The following is a 20247-nucleotide window of genomic DNA, read 5'->3' as shown; positions in this document are numbered from 1 at the left end:
AGCGGGCGCAGACAGGAAGCCACCATGAGCGCACTGAAACAGAGAATCGACAGCCTGCTGGTCGAACCGGGTTGCGCCACGAACCAGGCGAAAAGCGACAAGGCGCGCAAGGAAGGATGCAAGAAGCCGCTCACTCCCGGCGCCGCGGCCGGCGGCTGCGCCTTCGATGGCGCGAAGATCGCGCTGCAGCCAGTCGTCGACGTCGCCCACCTCGTGCACGGCCCGATCGCCTGCGAAGGCAACTCCTGGGATTCGCGCCACGTCTATTCGTCCGGCCCGCAGACCTACCGCACCGGCTTCACGACCGACATGGCCGAGTTCGACGTGATCTACGGCGGCGAGAAGCGGCTCTACCGCGCGATCAAGGAGATCGTCGACAAGGTCGATCCGCCCGCGATCTTCGTCTACCAGACCTGCCTGCCGGCGATGATCGGCGACGACATCGAGGGCGTGTGCAAGGCGGCTAGCGAGAGGTTCGGCAAGCCGGTGATCCCCGTGAACGCCCCGGGTTTCGCCGGCAGCAAGAACCTCGGCAACAAGCTCGGCGGCGAGGCGCTGCTCGACCATGTCGTCGGCACGATGGAGCCGGACTACACCACGGACTGCGACATCAACCTGATCGGCGAATACAACGTCGTCGGCGAATTCTGGCAGGTGAAGCCGCTCTTCGACGAACTCGGGATCCGCGTGCTCGCGACCTTCTGCGGCGATGCGCGCTACAAGGATATCGCGAGCTCGCATCGCGCGAAGGCGGCGATCATGCTGTGCTCGCAGGCGCTGATCAACATCGCGCGCAAGATGAACGAGCGCTACGACATTCCGTTCTTCGAAGGCAGCTTCTACGGCATCGCGGACGTGTCGGACTGCCTGCGCAAGATCTCGAAGCTGCTCGTCGAGCGCGGCGCGCCGGCCGACCTCCCTGCGCGCGCAGAAGCACTGATCGCGCGCGAGGAAGCGCGCGCCTGGGCCCGCCTCGAACACTACAAGAGTCGCCTTGCGGGCAAGCGTGTGCTGCTCTTCACCGGCGGCGTGAAGTCGTGGAGCGTTGTCTCCGCGCTGCAGGAAGTCGGCATGGAGATCGTCGGCACCTCGATGCGGAAATCGACGCAGAGCGATCGCGCGAAGGTCGTCGAGATCATGGGCACCGACGCCCACATGTTCGATGAGCTGCCGCCGCGCGAGATGTACAAGATGCTGAAGGAATCGAAGGCCGACGTGATGCTCTCCGGCGGCCGCTCGCAGTTCGTCGCGCTGAAGGCGAAGACGCCGTGGGTCGAGATCAACCAGGAACGCCACCACGCACTCGCCGGCTACGACGGCATCGTCAATCTCGTCGCCGAGATCGACAAGGCGCTCTACAACCCGATCTGGTCGCAGGTGAAGCAACCCGCGCCATGGGAAATCGAGGCACTCGAAGCGAAGGGGGCGGCACATCATGGCTGAGGTCATCGTCGGCAAGAAAGCCTGCGCCGTCAATCCGCTGAAGATGAGCGCCCCGATCGGCGCCGCGCTGGCCTTCCTCGGCATGGACCGCGCGCTGCCGCTGCTGCATGGCTCGCAGGGCTGCACCGCGTTCGGCCTCGTGCTCTTCGTGCGCCACTTCCGCGAGACGATCCCGCTGCAGACGACCGCGATGAGCGAAGTCACGACGATCCTCGGCGGGCTCGAAAACGTCGAGCAGGCGCTGCTCAACATCAAGAAACGCGCGAATCCGGCGCTGATCGGGATCTGTTCGACGGGCATCACCGAAGCCAAGGGCGACGACGTCGCGGGCTTCCTGAAGCTGATCCGCGACAAGCACCCCGAGCTCGAAGGCACCGAGGTCGTCTTCGCGCCGACCCCGGACTTCGTCGGCGGCTTCTCCGACGGCTGGGGCAAGGCGGTCACGGCGATGATCGACGCGCTCGTGCCCGAAACGACCGTCCGCACGCCCTGGCAGGTGAACATCCTCGCCGGCTGCCACCTCACTCCCGGCGACATCGAGGAGATCCGCGAGACCGTCGAAGCCTTCGGCCTCACGCCGATCATCCTGCCCGACCTCTCCGGCTCGCTCGATGGCCACATCCCCGAAAACTTCCTGCCGCATACGCTGGGCGGCACGCGTGTCGAGGACGTCCGCGAGATGGGGGCGTCGGCGCTGACGATCGCGATCGGCGAACAGATGCGCCCGGCGGCCGAACTGCTCGAAAAGAAGACCGGCGTCCCCTGCCGCGTATTCGACCGCCTGACCGGCCTCGCCGCCTGCGACGCCTTCATCGCGCTGCTCGCGGACCTCTCGGAATGCGAGGTGCCGGCCAAGTACCGCCGCCAGCGCAGCCAGCTGCAGGACGCGATGCTCGATGGTCATTTCTACTTCGGCGAGCAGAAGGTCGCGATCGCCGCCGAGCCCGACCTGCTCTTCTCGCTATCCCACTTCTTCGCCGACATGGGCGCGACCGTCGCCTGCGCGATCGCGCCGCAGGACGCCCCGGTGCTCGCACGCGTCGCGGCCGACACCGTGCGCATCGGCGATCTCGGCGACTTCGAGCAGCACGCCGCCGGCAGCGACCTGCTGGTCACCCACTCGCACGGCCGCCAGGCGACCGCACGGCTCGGCATCCCCTTCTGGCGCGCCGGATTGCCGACCTTCGACCGACTCGGCGTCGCGCACAAGGTGACCGTCGGCTATCGCGGCACGCGCGATCTCATCTTCGAGGTGGGCAATGTCTTCATGGAGCAACTGCACGCGCATGAACAACACATCACCCCCGCCAGCCTCGGGTCTCACTCCACAGTCGCCGCGCCGGCCATGGATGCGCCGGCTGGCGCTGGTCACTGATTCCTCCTTGGGAGATTTCGGCATGAAAGTCGCCTTTGCAACCGAAAACCTGATCGACGTCGATGCCCATTTCGGCTGGGCCAAGAAGATCGCGATCTACGAAGTGCAGCCGGACTCGAGCCGGCTCGTGGAAGTCGTCGAGTTCGCCGGCGATCTCGCCGAGGACGGTACCGAGGACAAGCTCCTGCCCAAGCTCGACGCGGTGCGCGACTGCGCGATGCTGTACGTGGCCGCGATCGGCGGTTCGGCCGCAGCGAAGGTGGTGAACCTGCGCGTGCATCCGGTGAAAGTCCCGACCCCGCAGGCCATCGCGACGATCATCGAACGCCTGCAGGAAGTCCTCAAGGGCACGCCGCCGCCGTGGCTGCGCAAGGTGCTGATGAAGGGCAAGGAACGCAACTTCGACTTTGATGTGGAGAGCGAGGCCGAACATGTCTGAGACCCTGGCTCCCGACGCCTCCGCGATCATCGCCGCATCGCCCTTCCTGGGCGAACTCGTCAAGATGATGCGCGCCCAGGACATTTACGGCAGCTGGGACGGCAAGACCGACGCCGAAGTGCTCGCCCCCTTCGTCGTCGACAAGGCCGCGCGCAAGCTGATCCCGATCATCGACGACCCGGATCCCGAAGTGCTGTGGCGGCTCGAGCTGTTCTACAACGCCATCGGCATCGCCATCGAACGCCGCACGAGCTTCATCGCCTCGCCAATGATCAAGATCAACCACGAAGGCTTCGGCCGGGCGATCCTCTCCGCGGGCCGGCTGATCGTCTACTCGAAATACCACCGCGACGTGCACCGCTTCGGCTTCGACACGCTGCAGGCGCTGGGCGAAGCCGGCGACCGCATCATCGAGGACGCCGCCGCGATGGTCGCGCGCTTTCCCGACGTCGCGAACTTCGGCTGAGGCGGATCATGACCCCAGACGAACTCAAGGCGTCAGTGAAGAAACTCAACGCCCAGGCGACCCAGGCCAAGATGGACCTGCACGACCTTTCCGAGGAACTGCCCATCGGCTGGGAGCGCATTCCCGAGCAGGCGCAGAAGACCTTCGACGCCTACGCGAAGCTCGCCGAGGCGCGCAAACAGCTCGCCGCCGCGGGCTGAGCGCCGACGATTCTTTCACGGAGCACTCCATGGCTTACTTCACCGTCACCCTGCCCTCCGGCGTCGCCTGGACGCCCAATTTCATCGCTGCGATCAACCAGGAAAAGTGCATCGGCTGCGGACGCTGCTTCAAGACCTGTGCGCGCGAAGTGCTGCAACTGATGGCCGTCGACGACGAGGGCGAGATGTTCGCGATCGAAGACGAGGACGACGACGAATACGAAAAGAAGGTGATGCACGTCGCGCACCCGGAGAACTGCGTCGGCTGCGAATCGTGCAACAACAACTGTACGCGGCGCTGCATCTCTTACGCGCCGAAGGAGATGTGACATGCGCCCCGCTGCCGCCTATCTCGCGATGATCGACGCGCGCTGGAAGCCCGGCGGCAGCATGGCCGAGCCGGGCGAGCGCCACGACGAATACCAGGACGTGCGCTGCCTGCTGCTCGACGGCGCGGTCGAACGCAGCAACGACCTCGTCGCGCTCGCCGAATGTATCGCGCGCGCCTGCATGGGCGAGGACCACCTGTGGCACGACCTCGGCCTGCCCTCGCGCGCGGAACTGTCCAGCCTGCTGCATGAACACTTCAGCCGCCTCGCGTTGCTCAACGTCCATGGCATGCGCTGGAAGAAGTTCTTCTACAAGCAACTGTGCGAACAAGCCGGCATCAAGGTCTGCCGCGCGCCGTCCTGCGGCGTGTGCGCGCATTACGGCGAATGCTTCGGCAACGAGGAAAAACCGCTGTTCGGCGTTGCTGTCGCGGCGTAAGCGACGCATCACTCTCTTCATTCTCCAGGATGCACGCATGAAAATCGCCATCGCCACCGACGACTTCGCCCAGGTCTCAGGTCACGCCGGCCAAGCGCGCCAATGGCTGCTCTATGACTGCCAACCAGGCGGGTCCGTGCCGGCAGCCCAACGCGTCGAGCTCGAACGCCGCCAAGTCTTTCATCACTGGGAATCCGAGGCGCAACATCCGCTCGACGCCGTCGAGATCATCGTCGCCCGCAGCGCCGGCGACGGCTTCCTGCGGCGCATGCAGAAGCGCGGGGTGAACGTATTGCTCACGAGCGAAACCGACGCCGACCAGGCACTGCACAAAGTCCTCGCCGGCGAAGCGCTGCCCGACCCGCGCTGGGACGTGTCGCTGCTGCTGTGCAAGCTGCGCGATCTCTTCTCGCGCCACTGACGCCAGCGTCCAGCACCTGAACGCGCATCGGAACCAGTAGCGACGCCGCGCATCGAATTCTTGTCACCCGAGGAGAAAACGATGGATCAGCGCGCGCAGTACAACTACTTGCGCCGGCGGCTCGCCCGCGGACTCGTCGGCCTGCCGCTGCTGCCCCTTGCGGGCGGTGTGGCGACGCCGCATCCGGCGCATGCCGCAATTCGGCCGACCCCCGAGGACGATCTCGGCCCCTTCTACCCTCCCGATTGGAGCGGCGACATCGACGGCGATCTGACCCGGCTTGCCAGCAACTCGAACGCGCCCGCCGAAGGCAAGCGCCTGCGCGTCAGCGGCGTGGTTCGCGACACCGGCGGCCGACCTATCGTCGGCGCCACAGTCGAGATTTGGCAGGCGGACGCACACGGTCGCTATCGCCATCCCGGCGTCGATCCGCGCTCCCGCGACCCCGCATTCCAAGGCTACGGCCGGGTACTGACGGATGCGCAAGGCCGCTACGCCTTCCTCACCATCCTGCCCGGCAATTACGGAACGCGCCCTCCGCATATCCATTTCCGCGTCGCCCGCCCGGGGCACCCGGAATTCGTCACCCAGATGTACTTCCGCGGCAACAACCGCGAGGGCAACGGCTACACGCCGCCCGAGCGCGAAGCGCTGACGATCGACCTCGTCGGACAGGAAGACGCCGGCCAGATCACCCTCGCGGCACGCTTCGACCTCACGCTTGCCGGCGCCTGACGCGGCGATCCGAAGTCAGCCGGCTGCCCGTCGCAGCCCACCGACCGCCACGCGATGCTCGCCGCGCGCGGTCTGGAACACCTTGAACACCTTCTGCTCGACGCCGCAGGACGCCACGAAATCCTCGTACGCCCGCGCCAGCATCTCACGGCACGCCGTCTGTGCCTCGGCCGCCGGCAAGCCCTCCAGGCCACCCCGCTGCGCGAGGTACTGGTAGAAGCGCTTCAGGATGTGCAGACGACTCACATGCACGACCGCCGCATCATAGGGCACAGAGAAATACGCGAAAAAGTCTTCGGCGCTCTCGAGCGCCTTCATGTCGTCGATCAGCGCGCTCATTGCACGGCTCCTTCGGAATTGGGCGCCTGACACTCGCGATGGAATCGCATCAGGTCGCGGATATCGGGATTGCGTTTGGTACGGATCGCGAAGTCACGCACACGTTCGAGGATCAGACGCGCGCATTCCGCATCGACGGCGATGCCCAGTTCACGGCACGCGTTGACCACCGCCGCAGCGCCGGAATGCTTCCCCAGCACCAAGCGATGACTCCTGCCGACTTCGGCCGGATCGAAACTCTGGTAGTTGCTGGCGTCCTTGACCAGGCCGTCCACATGGATGCCCGCCTCGTGCGTAAACACCCAGCCGCCGACGATCGGCTTGTTCGCCGCCACCGGCCGCCCAGAGGCCTCCGCGACCAACTCCGAGATTACCGGCAACTGGCGTGAGTCGATGCCGATGTCGATCCCATGCAGATGGCGCAAGGCCATCACCGCCTCCTCGAGCGCCGCGTTGCCGGCCCGCTCGCCGAGTCCGTTGACGGTCGTGCTGATGTGCGTCGCACCGGCCCGCACCGCCGCGAGCGTGTTGGCCGTCGCCAGGCCCAAGTCGTCGTGGGCGTGCATCTCGACGTCGAGGTCGCTCGCCGCGCGCAGTCGTGCGATTGCCTCGAAGGTCGTGAAAGGATCGAGCACACCCAAGGTGTCCGCGTAGCGAAAACGCACTGCACCGGCTGCCTGCGCGACCTCCAGCACCCGGCACAGAAAGTCCGGATCCGCCCGCGACGCATCCTCGCCGCCGATCGACACCGTGAGCCCGCGCTCACGCGCCACGGCCACCGTCTCGCGCAACTGCTTGAGCGCCCAGTCGCGGTCTCGCCCGAGCTTCTTCAGGATCTGCTGATCCGACACCGGCAGCGCCAGATGGACGATGTCCGCGCCGCAAGCGGCCGCGGCGTCGAGATCCGGCACGCACAAGCGGCACCACACCATCAGCCGAGCCGGCAACTTCAAAGCAACGATTGCGCGGATCACCTCGCGCTCAGCCTCGCCCATCGCCGGCACGCCGATCTCCATCTCGCGCACTCCGGCAGCCACCAGGGCTTGGGCGATCGCCAGCTTCTCGTCCGCCGTGAACGCGACCCCGGCGGTCTGCTCGCCGTCGCGCAGCGTCGTATCGTTGATCATGACCATGACGCGTCACCAATGAATGGGCAATGCATTCATCAGTGCAAGGACGATGCCAGGTGCCGCTGCATTGCAGCAACGACCTCGAACGGCCGTCAGATCAAGGAGTCGTCACTACCGCGGCGATCCAAGGCAGGTCGTCGCTCCCGACAACGCCTCGACAATTGGCCGAAACGCGACAAACCATCTCGTCCCGTTGCGAACACTCGGACAAAAAAAAAGCGCCGGACCAGCCGGCGCTTTTTCGTAGTGCGGAAGGGACGACGCTTACAGCATCGCCTTCAGCAGCTTGCCCATCTCGGACGGGTTGCGCGTCACCTTGAAGCCGCACTCTTCCATGATGGCGAGCTTGGCGTCAGCGGTGTCGGCACCGCCGGAGATCAGCGCACCGGCGTGGCCCATGCGCTTGCCGGCCGGCGCGGTCACACCGGCGATGAAGCCGACGATCGGCTTCTTCATGTTGGCCTTGCACCACTGCGCGGCTTCCGCTTCGTCCGGACCGCCGATCTCGCCGATCATGATCACCGCGTCGGTGTCCGGATCGTCGTTGAACATGCGCATCACGTCGATGTGCTTCAGACCGTTGATCGGGTCGCCGCCGATACCGACTGCCGACGACTGGCCCAGACCGATTTCGGTCAGCTGAGCGACGGCTTCATAGGTCAGCGTGCCCGAACGCGACACGACGCCGATGCGGCCCTTGCGGTGGATGTGACCCGGCATGATGCCGATCTTGATCTCGTCCGGCGTGATCAGACCCGGGCAGTTCGGTCCCAGCAGCAGGGTTTCCTTGCCGCCCTTGGCAACCTTCTCTTTCATCTTGTTGCGCACGACCAGCATGTCGCGGACCGGGATGCCTTCGGTGATGCAGATCGCCAGATCCAGGTTCGCCTCGCAGGCTTCCCAGATCGCGTCGGCGGCACCTGCCGGCGGCACGTAGATCACCGACACGGTCGCGCCGGTTTCAGCGGCGGCTTCCTTCACCGAAGCGTAGATGGGGATGTCGAAAATCTTCTCGCCCGCCTTCTTCGGATTCACGCCGGCAACGAAGCAGTTCTTGCCGTTCGCGTATTCCTGGCACTTCTCGGTGTGGAACTGGCCGGTCTTACCCGTGATGCCCTGGGTGATGACCTTGGTGTCTTTGTTGATCAGGATGGACATTCACACTCTCCTTACTTGACCGCCGCGACGATCTTGGTCGCAGCTTCCGCCATCGTGTCGGCGGAGATGATCGGCAGGCCCGACTCGGCGAGGATCTTCTTGCCGAGGTCTTCGTTGGTGCCCTTCATGCGCACCACGAGCGGGACGGAGAGGTTCACTTCCTTCGCAGCAGCGACCACGCCGGTGGCGATGGTGTCGCACTTCATGATGCCGCCGAAGATGTTGACCAGGATGCCCTTGACCTTGGGGTTCTTGAGCATGATCTTGAACGCTTCGGTGACCTTCTCGGTCGTCGCGCCGCCGCCGACGTCGAGGAAGTTGGCCGGCTCGGCGCCGAACAGCTTGATCGTGTCCATCGTGGCCATCGCGAGGCCCGCGCCGTTCACCAGGCAGCCGATGTTGCCGTCGAGCGAGATGTAGGCCAGGTCGAACTTCGAGGCTTCGATTTCGTCGGCGTCTTCTTCGTCGAAGTCACGGAAATCGACGATTTCCGGGTGACGGTAGAGCGCGTTCGAGTCGAAGTTGAACTTGGCGTCGAGCGCCTTGATGTTGCCGTTGCCTTCGAGGATCAGCGGGTTGATTTCCGCCAGCGAGGCATCGGTTTCCATATAGCAGGTGTACAGGCGCTTCAGCGCATCGACCGCCTTCGCGACCGAGGCTTCCGGCACGCCGATACCGCGCGCCAGGTTTTCGGCTTGCGCGTCGGTCAGGCCAACCAGCGGATCCACGAATTCCTTCAGGATCTTCTCAGGCGTGCTGTGCGCGACTTCCTCGATGTCCATGCCGCCTTCGGAGGAGGCCATCATCGCGACCTTCTGCGTGGCGCGGTCGGTCAGCGCAGCAACGTAGTATTCCTTCTTGATGTCGGCGCCTTCCTCGATCAGCAGGTTCCGCACCTTCTGGCCTTCCGGGCCGGTCTGGTGGGTGATCAGCTGCATGCCGAGGATGTCGTTGGCGTGCTGGCGCACTTCGTCCAGCGAGCGCGCGAGCTTCACGCCGCCGCCCTTGCCGCGGCCACCGGCGTGGATCTGCGCCTTCACGACCCAGATCTTGCCGCCCAGCTCTTCAGCCGCCTTGACTGCCCCATCCACCGACACGGTGTGGAAACCGCGCGGCGTCACGACGCCATACTTCCTTAGTAGTTCTTTTGCCTGATACTCATGAATCTTCATGGTTGCCCTTCGATCGAAGTCGCGACGTGTTGGCCGCCGCGGACAGGTTGATGGGACGCTTCGGAGCTTCGCTCCACGACATACGCCGTCTCCCTCGACCGACGCACACCGCTGCCGACCGATCGTGTGGCGACCGGCCCCGTCTCGCGACTCGCCCCCGAATCGGGCGCAGCAGCCGCAAGATCGCGCGATTATAACCGGATTTGTGCAAAGCAGAATCGCTGAACCAGGCGGAACGAATGCCCTTTGCGCCGAACCGCAGTCACTCTTCCCGCGGCGCGGCGCGATGCCACTTCGGATAATAGAGGCGCACCGTTTCGCCGGTGCAGTCGAGCGCGTGGCAGCGGTCGAGCTGGAACGGCTTCTCGCCGGAGTCCTCGTTGTCGCGCCGGAAAGTCGCGAAGGTCTGGATCGCCGCGGTCGGCAGGCTCGACAACAACTCGGTCAGGTGCGAACAGCCCCGGACGTCGGCGAACATTTCCCCGACCGTGCGCCGGAAGCCGCGCACCAGGTTCAAGCCGATCAGGCGCCGGTAATCGGGCCCGATCGTGTCGCAGCCCCCGACGTACGGCACCCAGTCGGAACAGGCCTCGGCGTCGACAATCGTGAAGTCGGCATCGAGCGTGACGCGCACGCGCATCTGATGCACCGGATCGCCTGCCTTGCGGATGCCGGAAGCCAGCATGTAATCGGCTTCCTTCGTGTCCGTAAGACAGGCATCGAGCTCCAGCATCCCGTCCTCCCGGCGATAACCCTCGACGGAGATCTGGCGGACATGCACCTTCTGGCGCGCACATTTGGGAGGAGAAAGCGGCATGGACGTACGCCAGCGTATGGAACCGGCAAAATGGTAACGCGAATCGACCTTGACACGCATCAGAAACGGAATTTCACTGACCGGGCACACTCTCCGGCCGAACCTGTCCCGCACGCAGATGTGCGAGCGTAAAATCCTTTGGTTTCACGGCCTCATGCGCTAGAGACATGCAAATTCGTTATAATCCTGCAATTATTTGATACAAGATGCGGGCTCAATCGCCCCTCCCCGCCCAATGAGCGGACAATGAACCCAAAGCTGCGCCTGAATCCCGCCCACGCCGCATCGCTGGCACTGACCGCATCGCTGATGCTTCTTTCGTCCGAGACGAAGGCCATCGCATTGGGCGAGCCGGCCGTCGTTTCGGAAGTCGGACGCCCCTTGCACGTCGAGCTGCCGCTGCTCGGAGGCGACCTGTCCAACGCCGGCGAATGCCTCCGCCTGGTGTCGGAAAAGGGAAGCGACGGCCTGCCCTGGGTCAAGAACGGGCGCCTGAGCATCGCTACCCGCGGCAAGACCACGCATCTGGTAATCACGCATCCGGACGCCGTCTTCGAACCCGTCCTGCGACTCGCGATCGAAGACACCTGCGACGCGCACCTGCGGCGCGACTACACCCTGCTGCTGTCCTTCCCGACAGCCGAAGCGGTCCACGAACCCTTGGGCGTCGCGGCTGTCTCCGAACAATCGCGTTCGGAACCGCCCCTTGCCAAACCCGCGCACAGGCAAACCGCCCGCGATTCAGCCGGCGCCGCATCAGAAGGACGTCCACCGAGAAGATCGACCGCTCGGCAGACCGCGAGCCCTGCCCAGGAAACGCCCCAAGCCAGCGAGCACGACAAACCCCCGCCCGGACGTGATCAGGATCGGCTCGTCCTCGGCGGCGGCGTCGGGGAACCTGGAGGAGGTGAACTACGCCTCAGCCGGCAACTCGACAGCCTGAGTCGCCTGGGCAAGATCACGGATCAGGAACGCGACGAACTTCGACGCGAACAAGCGGTGGTGATGGAGATCGATCGCACCATCGTCGCCCAGCTCGAACTCAACGACCGCATCCGCAGGCTCGAAGAAATCCAGGCCAACATGGCGGCCCTCGAACGGAAGGCTGAAAGCCTGCCTGCCGTGCCTGCGCCCGCCGCTCCGCCCCTCGCGGAGAAGACCGTCGCACGGGCGTCGTCCTGGATCGTGCCAACAGCCGGATTCATCGCGCTGTCCACCGCGCTGGCGGCTGGCCTGCTGTGGCTGCGACGTCGCAACAGCACTCCGGCGTCGGGCGTCGAAACGGAGGACGAAGCCGCGATCGAGCCCTACATTGCTCCGCTACCGAAACGTACGGCCGCCGCCGCGCACGAGGCGCCTGAGCTGCCGTCCCAGTTCACGGCACCGGATATCGATCTCAACGAGGAAATGCCACGACCGGCCGAGCGCGCTCCGCTGGGCTGGGAAACCGTTGCAAGCGCCCCCGAATCCGCCGAACCACTCGCCCCCGTCCAACCGATCGAAACCTTCGACGAGACGGCCGAGGAGCACGAATCGGCCATCGAGTTGGCCGAGATCATGATGGGCTTCGGGCGCATCCAGGGCGCGGCCGAGACCCTCGCCGAATTCATCGCCTCAAACCCGAAGCGGGCCGTCACGCCGTGGCTGAAGCTGCTCGAGGTCTATCGCGCGGCCGATCTCCGTCAGGAATTCGACGCCCTCGCCCAACAGCTCAACAAGACATTCAACGTCAAGGCCGTCACCTGGGATACCTTCGAGGAAGCGAAGCAATCGCGGCACTCAATGGAACAGATGGGCCACATTTCGAGCAAGGTGCAGCGGATCTGGGGCACCGAAGAATGTCAGGCCTATCTTGAGAAACTGCTGCGCGACAACCGCGATGGCAAACGCGAAGGCTTTCCGCTCAGCGTCATCGACGAGATCCTGATGCTCGCCTCCGTGCTCGAAGATCAGCTCGGCCCCTATCGCCCCGAAAGCACGGACGTCCAGAACTCCGACCAGTGGGACGCCGACGGGCACTCGGCCCAGGACGCCGCCTGAGCACGGCGATTCGCGGCGACAGCCGCGCGTGTCCGCGGCGCGCTCAGACCGGATTGTCGAGATCGACGAATTCGGCCGCCAAGCCGAACGTCCGTACGAGATAAGCCGCGACCGCACGGATACCGTAGCGTTCGGTGGCGTGATGTCCGGCGGCCACGAAGGGCACCCCGGATTCGCGCGCCAGATGCACCGTCTGTTCCGAAATCTCGCCTGAGACGTACAGATCGGCGCCGGCGGCAATGGCCTGCTCGAAGTAGCCCTGCGCCCCACCCGTACACCACGCGACACGCCGTACCATCCGGTCAATGTCACCGACGAGAAGCGGCTCGCGTCCGAGGCGTGCCGCGAGCGCCCGCGCGACGAGCCCCGCCGGTTCCATATTGGCCGGCCGGCCGATCCATCCGAGATCCTGCTCACCGAAACGCCCTTCCCCGGTCCAGCCGGCAAGCACACCCAGTTGTGCGTTGTTTCCCAACGTCGGATGGGCGTCGAGCGGCAAGTGATAGGCGATGAGGCTGATATCATGATTCAGCAGCGCAGCGAGCCTACGCTTGCGGACGCCTGTCACACGCCCGTCTTCGCCGCGCCAGAAATAACCGTGATGAACCAGCACTGCGTCATAGGCGCCGGCGACCGCCAGGTCGAGCAGTTGCTGACTGGCCGTCACCCCGCATAGGACGCGCTGCACTTCCGGCCGTCCTTCCACTTGCAGACCGTTTGGGGAATAATCCCGATACCGTGCGACCTCCAGCAGTTCATCCAGATGAGCTACCAGCTCGACGAGTTGCATAGGGACTCCACCACAAAATACGAAGGCTGTCGGCGAAATCCGCAACGGCGGCCCGCCCCGATCGAGCAACATTATGCGCCGCCTCTGGCTCATCTTTGCACAGGCCGTGACGATCAGCGTCGCGGTCCTGTTCGTCCTCACGACGCTGAAGCCGGAATGGCTGCGCAGCAATGCGCCTTCGTCCGTAGTCGAGATACTGCAGGCGCCGCCCTTCACGTCCGAACACGAGGTCGCCGCCCAGGGCTCATATGCCGAAGCGGCGCGACGCTCGATGCCCGCCGTCGTCCACATCTACACGTCCAAGGACGTCGCGCGCCCCCGTCATCCACTGCTCGATGATCCCGTTTTCCGGCATTTCTTTGGCGACCGCCAAGATAACGGACCGACCCAGCGCGCCGCCGGACTCGGCTCGGGCGTCATCGCGAGCAGCGAAGGCTTCGTGCTGACCAACAACCACGTGATCGACGGCGCGGACGAGATCGAGGTCGCGCTCAACGACGGCAGGAAATTCCCGGCGACGCTCGTCGGCCGCGACCCGGAAACCGACCTCGCCGTGCTCAAGCTCAAAGGGCCCGGCGCGCTCCCGACGATCACCTTCGCCGCGCAGGACGCACTCGAAGTCGGCGATGTCGTGCTCGCGATCGGCAATCCGTTCGGCGTCGGACAGACCGTGACGATGGGCATCGTGTCGGCCCTCGGGCGCAGCCAACTCGGGATCAACACCTTCGAGAACTACATCCAGACCGACGCGGCGATCAACCCCGGCAATTCCGGCGGAGCGCTGGTCGACAATCACGGCAACCTTGTCGGGATCAATACCGCGATCTACTCGCGCTCGGGCGGCTCGCTCGGAATCGGCTTCGCGATCCCGGTTTCGATCGCGCGCAACGTCCTTGAGCAGTTGGTCGCCAACGGGCAGGTCACCCGCGGCTGGATCGGCGTCGAAATCCAGGAGATCACGCCCGAGCTTGCGGAATCCTTCGGAATTGCCGGCACTCATGGCGCGCTGATCGCGGGCGTGCTGCGCGACAGTCCGGCGGAGCGCGCCGGCATCCGGCCGGGCGACGTGCTGACTGCCGTCGAGGGCCGCGCGATCCAGGATCCACGCGGCATGCTGGAAATGGTGGCCAATCTGCGGCCGGGGCGCAACGCGCAGTTCCATCTGCGCCGCGCCGAAGCCGAACTGGATCTGGCCGTGGAGATCGGCCGCCGACCGGCGCCGGCTCCGTCGCCGACGGCCGAACGCTGACCCTCGGTCAGCTCGCGTCCGGCCCCGTATTGCCGATCCGCTCGAGCGGCGCCTCGTCGCCTTCGATCTCCGACGCTTTGTCCTTGGCGACAAAGCGTGAGATCACGATCCCGAGCTCATACAGCAGGCACATCGGGATGGCCAGCAGGCACTGCGATACGACGTCGGGCGGGGTTACCACCGCCGCGATGATGAAGGCTCCGACGATCACGTAGGGACGCGCCTCGACCAGTTTGGCAATGCCGACGACGCCGGTCTTCACGAGCAGGATGACGGCCACCGGGACCTCGAAGGTCAGCCCGAAGGCGATGAACATCGTCATCACGAACGACAGATATTGCTCGATGTCCGGCGCGGGAACGATGCTCTTCGGAGCGAAGTTCGCAATGAACTTGAAGACCGTCCCGAAAACGAAGAAGTAGCAGAACGCCATCCCGAGCATGAACAGAATCGTCGAACCAAACACCAGCGGCAACGCAAAGCGCCGCTCGTGGGCATAAAGCCCGGGAGCAACGAAGGCCCATACCTGATACAGCACGACAGGCAGCGCCGCCACAAAGGCGACCAGCATCGTGACCTTGACCGGAACGAAGAACGGCGTGACGACGCCGGTCGCGATCATGTGCGTGCCCTCGGGCAGGGTCCGCATCATCGGCAGGGCGAGCAGGTCGTAGATGTCGCTCGCCCAGGGCATCAGGCACACGAACACCACGACTACCGCGACGATGGCGCGCAGCAAGCGATCCCGCAACTCGACGAGGTGCGAAATGAAGGTTTCCTGCATCTCGCTCATGCCTTTTCCTTGGGCTGAGTGGGCGCGGGAGCGGCGTCGGACTCGAAGCCGAAATCCATTTGCCTGCTATCGACTTCAGGTTGCTCGGCCGCGGGAGCAGACTCAGGCGTTGCGGGCACGGCCGATGGAGCCTCGGGCGGAGTATCGGCGGTCGCCGTCGCCGTTGCCTCGCCGGGCAAGGGTGTGCTGGAAGTCTGGGGGTTCGGCGCCGCGGCCTCGTCGAGCGCGGCCGCGACCGGTGCGGTCGCCGCTGCGGCCACCTTGCCCAGATCGGTCTCGACCTTGTCGACGCCCTCCCGGAAGGAGGACTCGAGCTCACGGGCCTGCTGTTCGACCTGCTGCTGCAGCTTCTTCAACTCCTCGAGCTGCATTTCACGCTGGATGTCGGATTTGACGTCGGACACGTAGCGCTGGAAGCGACCAAGCAGGTGGCCGACGGTGCGCGCGACCTTCGGCAAGCGCTCGGGCCCGACGACGATCAGTGTCACGACGGCGATGACTACGATTTCGGAAAAACCAAGATCGAACATGGATTGGGTGCCTGTGCAGGCAAAGACGTGATGGCGCGGACGCTACCAAAACGAAGGGGCGCACGCCCGGCGCCCCCTGTGACTAGTATCGGCCGAGCAGGAATCAGGAATTGACCTTGTCGGACTTTTCGCGCGCCTGACCTTCGAGGGTTTCCCCGCCAGCGATCTTCTGCGGATTATCGCCCGCGGGCCGATCCGCTTCGCGCATGCCTTCCTTGAAGCCCTTCACTGCACCGCCCAGATCCTGGCCGATATTGCGAAGCTTCTTCGTACCGAACACCAGCACGACGATGACCAGGACGATCAGCCAGTGCCAGATGCTGAATGAACCCATACTGCCTCCTTAATACTTCACCATGGCCGGAAGCACCTCCGGACCACCCACGACGTGGACGTGCAGATGATACACCTCCTGCCGCCCCACCTTGCCGGTGTTGATAATCATTCGATACCCGTTTGCGCAACCAGTTTCACGCGCGACCTGCGCCGCGACCGTCATGACCCGCCCCATCACCTCGGCGTGCTCGGGCTGCAATTCCGCCATCGACGGGATGTGCAGCTTGGGAATCACGAGAAAATGGACCGGAGCTACCGGGCGGATGTCGTGGAAGGCGACGACGAGATCGTCTTCGTAGATCTTCTTGGCGGGGATTTCGCCGGCGGCAATCTTGCAGAAGATACAGTCGCTCATGGCCTCACCTCAAGCCGTCGTACGGGATTTCTTCTCGTCGATCCCCGACACCCCTTCGCGGCGCCGGAATTCGGCCAGGACGTCGTCGACCGACAGGCCGAAATGCGACAGCAGTACCATCGAATGGAACCACAGGTCGGTCACTTCCCAGACGACATGCAGCATGTCCTTGTCCTTGGCCGCCATGATGGTCTCGGCGGCCTCCTCGGCGACCTTCTTGCAGATCGCGTCGGTCCCCTTCGCATACAGGCTGGACACGTAGGACGAGTCGGGACTCGCCTTCTTGCGCTCGGCGAGCGTGGCGGCGACGCGGTGCAGCACTTCGATATCGATCATTTGTAGATATCCTTCGGATCTTTCACCACGGGATCGACGGCCTCCCAGGAGCCGTCGGCCAGGTAACGCTGGAAAAAGCAGCTGTGCCGGCCGGTGTGACAGGCGATTCCGCCAATCTGTTCGACCTTCAGCAGCACCACGTCGTTATCGCAGTCGATGCGGATCTCCAGCACCTTCTGGACGTGGCCGGACTCCTCGCCCTTGTGCCACAGCTTGCGGCGCGAGCGCGACCAGTAGATCGCCTCGCCGGATTCGGCTGTGCGCTGCAGCGCTTCGCGGTTCATCCACGCGAACATCAACACGTCGCCGGAGGCAGCCTCCTGGGCGATGACCGGCACCAGCCCCTGGTCGTCCCAGCGAATGTCGTTGAGCCAGCGCGGCGAGTGCGGCGCAATCATAGCCTGACCTCGATCCCACGGCTGCGCATGAGTTCCTTCGCCTCACGCACCGTGTGCTGCCCGAAATGGAAGATGCTGGCGGCCAGCACCGCATCGGCACGCCCTTCGGACACCCCTTCGACCAGGTGCTCGAGGTTGCCGACCCCGCCGCTGGCGATCACCGGGATCGACACGGCGTCGGAAACGGCACGCGTCAGCGCGAGATCGAAGCCGATCTTGGTGCCGTCCCGGTCCATGCTGGTCAGCAGAATTTCGCCGGCGCCGAGCGCGGCGACCTTCTTCGCCCACTCGATCGCATCCAGCCCGGTGTTGTTGCGCCCGCCGTGCGTAAAGACCTGCCATTTGCCCGGCGCGGTCTGCTTCGCGTCGATCGCGACGACGATGCACTGGCTGCCGACCTTGCCCGACGCATCGGCGACGACCTGCGGGTTATTGACGGCCGCGGTATTGATGCTGACCTTGTCGGCGCCCGCGTTGAGGAGCCGGCGCACGTCTTCCACGGTGCGCACGCCCCCGCCCACGGTCAGCGGAATGAAGACCTGCTCGGCAACCTGCTCGACGACGTGGAAAATCGTGTCACGCGCATCCGAACTGGCGGTGATGTCGAGAAAGGTGATCTCGTCGGCCCCCTGCTCGTCGTAGCGACGGGCGATTTCGACGGGGTCCCCGGCATCGCGCAGTTCGACGAAATTGACGCCCTTGACGACCCGTCCGGCGTTGACGTCGAGGCAGGGGATGATCCGCTTGGCAAGCATCAGGCAGTTTCGCCGCTGAGTTCGTCGGCGCGCGCCTGCGCGGCTGCGAAATCGAGCGTGCCTTCGTAGATGGCGCGACCGGTGATCGCGCCGGTGACGCCTTCGGATTCGACCGCGCACAGCGCGTCGATGTCCGTCAGGCTCGCAATGCCGCCGCTCGCGATGACCGGGATGCGCAGCGCGCGCGCAAGGCGTACGGTGGCTTCGACGTTCACGCCCGACAGCATGCCGTCGCGGCCGATATCGGTGTAGATCACCGCCTCGACGCCGTAATCCTCGTATTTCTTCGCGAGATCGACGACATCGTGCCCGGTCATCTTCGACCAGCCATCGACGGCGACCTTGCCGTCCTTCGCGTCCAGCCCGACGATGATGTGGCCGGGGAAGGCACCGCAGGCGTCATGGAGAAAGCCGGGATTCTTCACCGCGGCAGTGCCGATGATGACGTAAGAGATGCCATTGTCGAGGTAGTGCTCGATGGTGTCGAGATCGCGGATCCCGCCGCCGAGCTGAACCGGGATGTCGTCGCCGACTTCATCCACGATGGAACGGATCGCGGCCCCATTCTTGGGCTTGCCGGCGAACGCGCCGTTCAGGTCCACGAGGTGCAGGCGTCGTGCGCCGAGGCCGATCCAGTGCCGCGCCATGGCGGCCGGGTCGTCCGAGAACACGGTGGCATCGTCCATTTCGCCCTGCTTGAGGCGCACGCAATGGCCGTCCTTGAGATCGATAGCGGGAATGAGCAGCATACGGGGAAAAGATGAAAGTCAGGTATGGAAAGGGGTTCGCCGCAGACCTTCGCCCGAAGGCAGGTCACGGCGCCCAGGACATGAAGTTCGCCAGCAATCGCAGGCCAGCATGCGCGCTCTTTTCTGGGTGGAACTGAACCGCGAAGATGTTATCCCGTGCCACTGCACTGGTAAACATCAATCCATATTCGGTTTGGGCCGCGGTGAGGGCAGATTGCTCGGGCACGACGAAATAGCTGTGCACGAAGTAGAAGCGCTCTCCGTCCGGGATCCCCGCCCAGAGCGGATGCTCTCCGCGCTGGCGCACCTCGTTCCAGCCCATGTGAGGCACTTTCAGGCGTGCACCGTCGGGCGCGAACATCTTCGCGTCGGGGAAGCGCACGACGCGGCCGGGCAGGATGCCCAGACCCGGCACGTCGCCTTCCTCACTGTGCTCGAACAGCATCTGCTGGCCGATGCAGATGCCGAGGAAGGGCTTGGAGGCCGCTGCATCGAGCACGGCCGCGCGCAGGCCGCGCAGTTCGAGTTCGTGCATGCAGTCGGGCATCGCGCCCTGGCCGGGAAAGACCACGCGTCCGGCCGCGGCAACGACCGCTGGATCGGAGGTCACGACGATCTCCTTGCCGGGTGCAACATGTTCGACCGCCTTGGCAACCGAACGCAGATTGCCCATGCCGTAGTCGATGATGGCTACGTCGCTCATCGCGGAATCGCTCGTAAGTGGTTCGAAGGAATCAGTAGGAGCTCAGAGCGCGCCCTTGGTCGAGGGGATCACGCCGGCGACGCGCTCGTCGCGCTCGGCAGCCATGCGAAGCGCGCGGCCGAAGGCCTTGAAGATCGTTTCGCACTGGTGATGCGCGTTGTCGCCACGCAGGTTGTCGATATGCACGGTCACACCGGCATGATTGACGAAACCCTGGAAGAATTCGCGCGCAAGATCGACGTCGAAGTTGCCGATGCGTGCACGCGTGTACTCGACGAAGTAGTGCAGCCCGGGGCGGCCCGAGAAGTCGACGACGACACGGGAAAGCGCCTCGTCGAGCGGCACGTAGGAGTGGCCGTAGCGGCGAATGCCTTTCTTGTCGCCGAGCGCCTTGGCGAAGGCCTGACCCAACGTGATGCCGACATCTTCGACGGTGTGGTGGTCGTCGATATGGGTGTCGCCCTCGGCCTTGATGTCGAGGTCGATCGCGCCATGGCGGGCGATCTGGTCGAGCATGTGATCGAAGAACGGCACGCCGGTGGCGAGACTGGCCTTGCCGCTGCCGTCCAGGTCGATGCGGACGGTGATCCGGGTTTCCAGGGTGTCGCGTGTGACTTCGGCTTGCCGCATGAGAATCTGACGAGAAAAGTTGAACAGGGACGCCCGGCGGGCACCGCTCTCGCAGCATGATACCATCGGCTGCGTGCGGCGCTGCAATGGCGGTCATCGACCGTTACGACCGGACAGCGG

At 64.7% G+C, this 20247-nt stretch carries 27 protein-coding genes; 11 read left to right on the top strand and 16 right to left on the bottom strand.

Annotation, left to right across the window (positions count from 1 at the left end; all coding sequences use genetic code 11):
- Window positions 1-24: 24 nt before the first annotated feature.
- From nifE to AZKH_RS03825, 9 genes are all read left to right on the top strand, one after another.
- Entirely contained in the window at window positions 25-1443 is a 1419-nt protein-coding gene (gene nifE, locus AZKH_RS03865) for a nitrogenase iron-molybdenum cofactor biosynthesis protein NifE (RefSeq protein ID WP_015434430.1), read from the top strand.
- The gene (gene nifN, locus AZKH_RS03860) at window positions 1436-2818 is read left to right on the top strand and encodes a nitrogenase iron-molybdenum cofactor biosynthesis protein NifN (protein WP_015434429.1); all 1383 of its coding nucleotides are present in this window, start codon (window positions 1436-1438) and stop codon (window positions 2816-2818) included. The genes nifE and nifN overlap by 8 nt, the downstream gene beginning before the upstream one ends.
- A 22-nt stretch (window positions 2819-2840) precedes the next feature.
- Window positions 2841-3257: a nitrogen fixation protein NifX gene (nifX, locus tag AZKH_RS03855; protein WP_015434428.1), complete on the top strand. Its 417-nt coding sequence runs from the start codon at window positions 2841-2843 to the stop codon at window positions 3255-3257.
- Window positions 3250-3723: a NifX-associated nitrogen fixation protein gene (locus AZKH_RS03850; protein ID WP_015434427.1), complete on the top strand. Its 474-nt coding sequence runs from the start codon at window positions 3250-3252 to the stop codon at window positions 3721-3723. Before nifX ends, AZKH_RS03850 begins: the two co-directional genes overlap by 8 nt.
- A gap of 8 nt (window positions 3724-3731) precedes the next feature.
- A complete protein-coding gene (locus tag AZKH_RS03845) occupies window positions 3732-3923 on the top strand; it encodes a CCE_0567 family metalloprotein (RefSeq protein ID WP_015434426.1) in 192 nt (63 codons plus the stop codon).
- Between the two features lie 29 nt (window positions 3924-3952).
- Window positions 3953-4252 (top strand): ferredoxin III, nif-specific, encoded by a 300-nt coding sequence (gene fdxB / locus AZKH_RS03840; RefSeq protein WP_015434425.1) that lies wholly within the window; start codon window positions 3953-3955, stop codon window positions 4250-4252.
- Between the two features lies 1 nt (window position 4253).
- Window positions 4254-4691 carry a nitrogen fixation protein NifQ gene (locus tag AZKH_RS03835; RefSeq protein WP_015434424.1) on the top strand — a complete coding sequence of 146 codons (438 nt, stop codon included), beginning with the start codon at window positions 4254-4256 and terminating at the stop codon, window positions 4689-4691.
- Between the two features lie 37 nt (window positions 4692-4728).
- Window positions 4729-5112, top strand: a complete 384-nt coding sequence (locus AZKH_RS03830; RefSeq protein WP_015434423.1) for a NifB/NifX family molybdenum-iron cluster-binding protein — start codon at window positions 4729-4731, stop codon at window positions 5110-5112.
- A gap of 81 nt (window positions 5113-5193) precedes the next feature.
- Complete coding sequence (locus AZKH_RS03825) at window positions 5194-5847, top strand: protocatechuate 3,4-dioxygenase (protein WP_015434422.1); 654 nt, start codon at window positions 5194-5196, stop codon at window positions 5845-5847.
- A 15-nt stretch (window positions 5848-5862) separates the two neighbouring features.
- Here AZKH_RS03825 and nifW read toward each other — a convergent pair whose 3' ends face one another.
- The 5 genes from nifW to AZKH_RS03800 all read right to left on the bottom strand — a co-directional run bounded on the left by nifW (window position 5863) and on the right by AZKH_RS03800 (window position 10463).
- A complete protein-coding gene (gene nifW / locus AZKH_RS03820; RefSeq protein WP_015434421.1) occupies window positions 5863-6186 on the bottom strand; it encodes a nitrogenase stabilizing/protective protein NifW in 324 nt (107 codons plus the stop codon).
- The gene (gene nifV / locus AZKH_RS03815; protein WP_015434420.1) at window positions 6183-7319 is read right to left on the bottom strand and encodes a homocitrate synthase; all 1137 of its coding nucleotides are present in this window, start codon (window positions 7317-7319) and stop codon (window positions 6183-6185) included. The genes nifW and nifV overlap by 4 nt, the downstream gene beginning before the upstream one ends.
- A 261-nt stretch (window positions 7320-7580) precedes the next feature.
- Window positions 7581-8474: a succinate--CoA ligase subunit alpha gene (gene sucD / locus AZKH_RS03810; protein WP_015434419.1), complete on the bottom strand. Its 894-nt coding sequence runs from the start codon at window positions 8472-8474 to the stop codon at window positions 7581-7583.
- An 11-nt stretch (window positions 8475-8485) separates the two neighbouring features.
- Window positions 8486-9646 carry an ADP-forming succinate--CoA ligase subunit beta gene (gene sucC / locus AZKH_RS03805; RefSeq protein ID WP_015434418.1) on the bottom strand — a complete coding sequence of 387 codons (1161 nt, stop codon included), beginning with the start codon at window positions 9644-9646 and terminating at the stop codon, window positions 8486-8488.
- Window positions 9647-9908: 262 nt separating this feature from the next.
- Window positions 9909-10463 carry a DUF2889 domain-containing protein gene (locus AZKH_RS03800; RefSeq protein ID WP_041656800.1) on the bottom strand — a complete coding sequence of 185 codons (555 nt, stop codon included), beginning with the start codon at window positions 10461-10463 and terminating at the stop codon, window positions 9909-9911.
- Window positions 10464-10709: 246 nt separating this feature from the next.
- Between AZKH_RS03800 and AZKH_RS03795 the strand changes: the two genes are divergently transcribed.
- Window positions 10710-12503 (top strand): FimV family protein, encoded by a 1794-nt coding sequence (locus tag AZKH_RS03795; protein ID WP_015434416.1) that lies wholly within the window; start codon window positions 10710-10712, stop codon window positions 12501-12503.
- Between the two features lie 43 nt (window positions 12504-12546).
- Here the strand turns inward: AZKH_RS03795 and AZKH_RS03790 are convergent, their stop codons facing one another.
- The gene (locus AZKH_RS03790; RefSeq protein ID WP_015434415.1) at window positions 12547-13293 is read right to left on the bottom strand and encodes a Nif3-like dinuclear metal center hexameric protein; all 747 of its coding nucleotides are present in this window, start codon (window positions 13291-13293) and stop codon (window positions 12547-12549) included.
- Between the two features lie 73 nt (window positions 13294-13366).
- Between AZKH_RS03790 and AZKH_RS03785 the strand changes: the two genes are divergently transcribed.
- Window positions 13367-14542: a Do family serine endopeptidase gene (locus AZKH_RS03785; RefSeq protein ID WP_015434414.1), complete on the top strand. Its 1176-nt coding sequence runs from the start codon at window positions 13367-13369 to the stop codon at window positions 14540-14542.
- Between the two features lie 7 nt (window positions 14543-14549).
- Here the strand turns inward: AZKH_RS03785 and tatC are convergent, their stop codons facing one another.
- The 10 genes from tatC to hisB form a co-directional block, all read right to left on the bottom strand.
- Window positions 14550-15335, bottom strand: coding sequence for a twin-arginine translocase subunit TatC (tatC, locus tag AZKH_RS03780; protein WP_015434413.1), 786 nt, complete (start codon window positions 15333-15335; stop codon window positions 14550-14552).
- Window positions 15332-15865, bottom strand: coding sequence for a Sec-independent protein translocase protein TatB (gene tatB / locus AZKH_RS26135; RefSeq protein ID WP_015434412.1), 534 nt, complete (start codon window positions 15863-15865; stop codon window positions 15332-15334). The genes tatC and tatB overlap by 4 nt, the downstream gene beginning before the upstream one ends.
- A 103-nt stretch (window positions 15866-15968) precedes the next feature.
- Window positions 15969-16199, bottom strand: a complete 231-nt coding sequence (gene tatA / locus AZKH_RS03770; RefSeq protein WP_015434411.1) for a Sec-independent protein translocase subunit TatA — start codon at window positions 16197-16199, stop codon at window positions 15969-15971.
- Between the two features lie 9 nt (window positions 16200-16208).
- Window positions 16209-16556, bottom strand: a complete 348-nt coding sequence (locus tag AZKH_RS03765) for a histidine triad nucleotide-binding protein (protein ID WP_015434410.1) — start codon at window positions 16554-16556, stop codon at window positions 16209-16211.
- A 9-nt stretch (window positions 16557-16565) separates the two neighbouring features.
- A complete protein-coding gene (locus AZKH_RS03760; protein WP_015434409.1) occupies window positions 16566-16892 on the bottom strand; it encodes a phosphoribosyl-ATP diphosphatase in 327 nt (108 codons plus the stop codon).
- Window positions 16889-17290: a phosphoribosyl-AMP cyclohydrolase gene (gene hisI / locus AZKH_RS03755; RefSeq protein WP_015434408.1), complete on the bottom strand. Its 402-nt coding sequence runs from the start codon at window positions 17288-17290 to the stop codon at window positions 16889-16891. Before hisI ends, AZKH_RS03760 begins: the two co-directional genes overlap by 4 nt.
- Window positions 17287-18048, bottom strand: a complete 762-nt coding sequence (gene hisF / locus AZKH_RS03750) for an imidazole glycerol phosphate synthase subunit HisF (RefSeq protein WP_369795111.1) — start codon at window positions 18046-18048, stop codon at window positions 17287-17289. Before hisF ends, hisI begins: the two co-directional genes overlap by 4 nt.
- Window positions 18045-18794, bottom strand: a complete 750-nt coding sequence (gene hisA, locus AZKH_RS03745) for a 1-(5-phosphoribosyl)-5-[(5-phosphoribosylamino)methylideneamino]imidazole-4-carboxamide isomerase (protein ID WP_015434406.1) — start codon at window positions 18792-18794, stop codon at window positions 18045-18047. Before hisA ends, hisF begins: the two co-directional genes overlap by 4 nt.
- A 64-nt stretch (window positions 18795-18858) precedes the next feature.
- Window positions 18859-19497 carry an imidazole glycerol phosphate synthase subunit HisH gene (hisH, locus tag AZKH_RS03740; RefSeq protein ID WP_015434405.1) on the bottom strand — a complete coding sequence of 213 codons (639 nt, stop codon included), beginning with the start codon at window positions 19495-19497 and terminating at the stop codon, window positions 18859-18861.
- Window positions 19498-19539: 42 nt separating this feature from the next.
- Window positions 19540-20127 (bottom strand): imidazoleglycerol-phosphate dehydratase HisB, encoded by a 588-nt coding sequence (hisB, locus tag AZKH_RS03735; protein ID WP_015434404.1) that lies wholly within the window; start codon window positions 20125-20127, stop codon window positions 19540-19542.
- Window positions 20128-20247 lie beyond the last annotated feature (120 nt).

This window comes from Azoarcus sp. KH32C, from assembly GCF_000349945.1.
In the GTDB taxonomy this organism is placed as follows: domain Bacteria; phylum Pseudomonadota; class Gammaproteobacteria; order Burkholderiales; family Rhodocyclaceae; genus Aromatoleum.
This window is presented reverse-complemented; position numbering and strand designations above follow the sequence as displayed.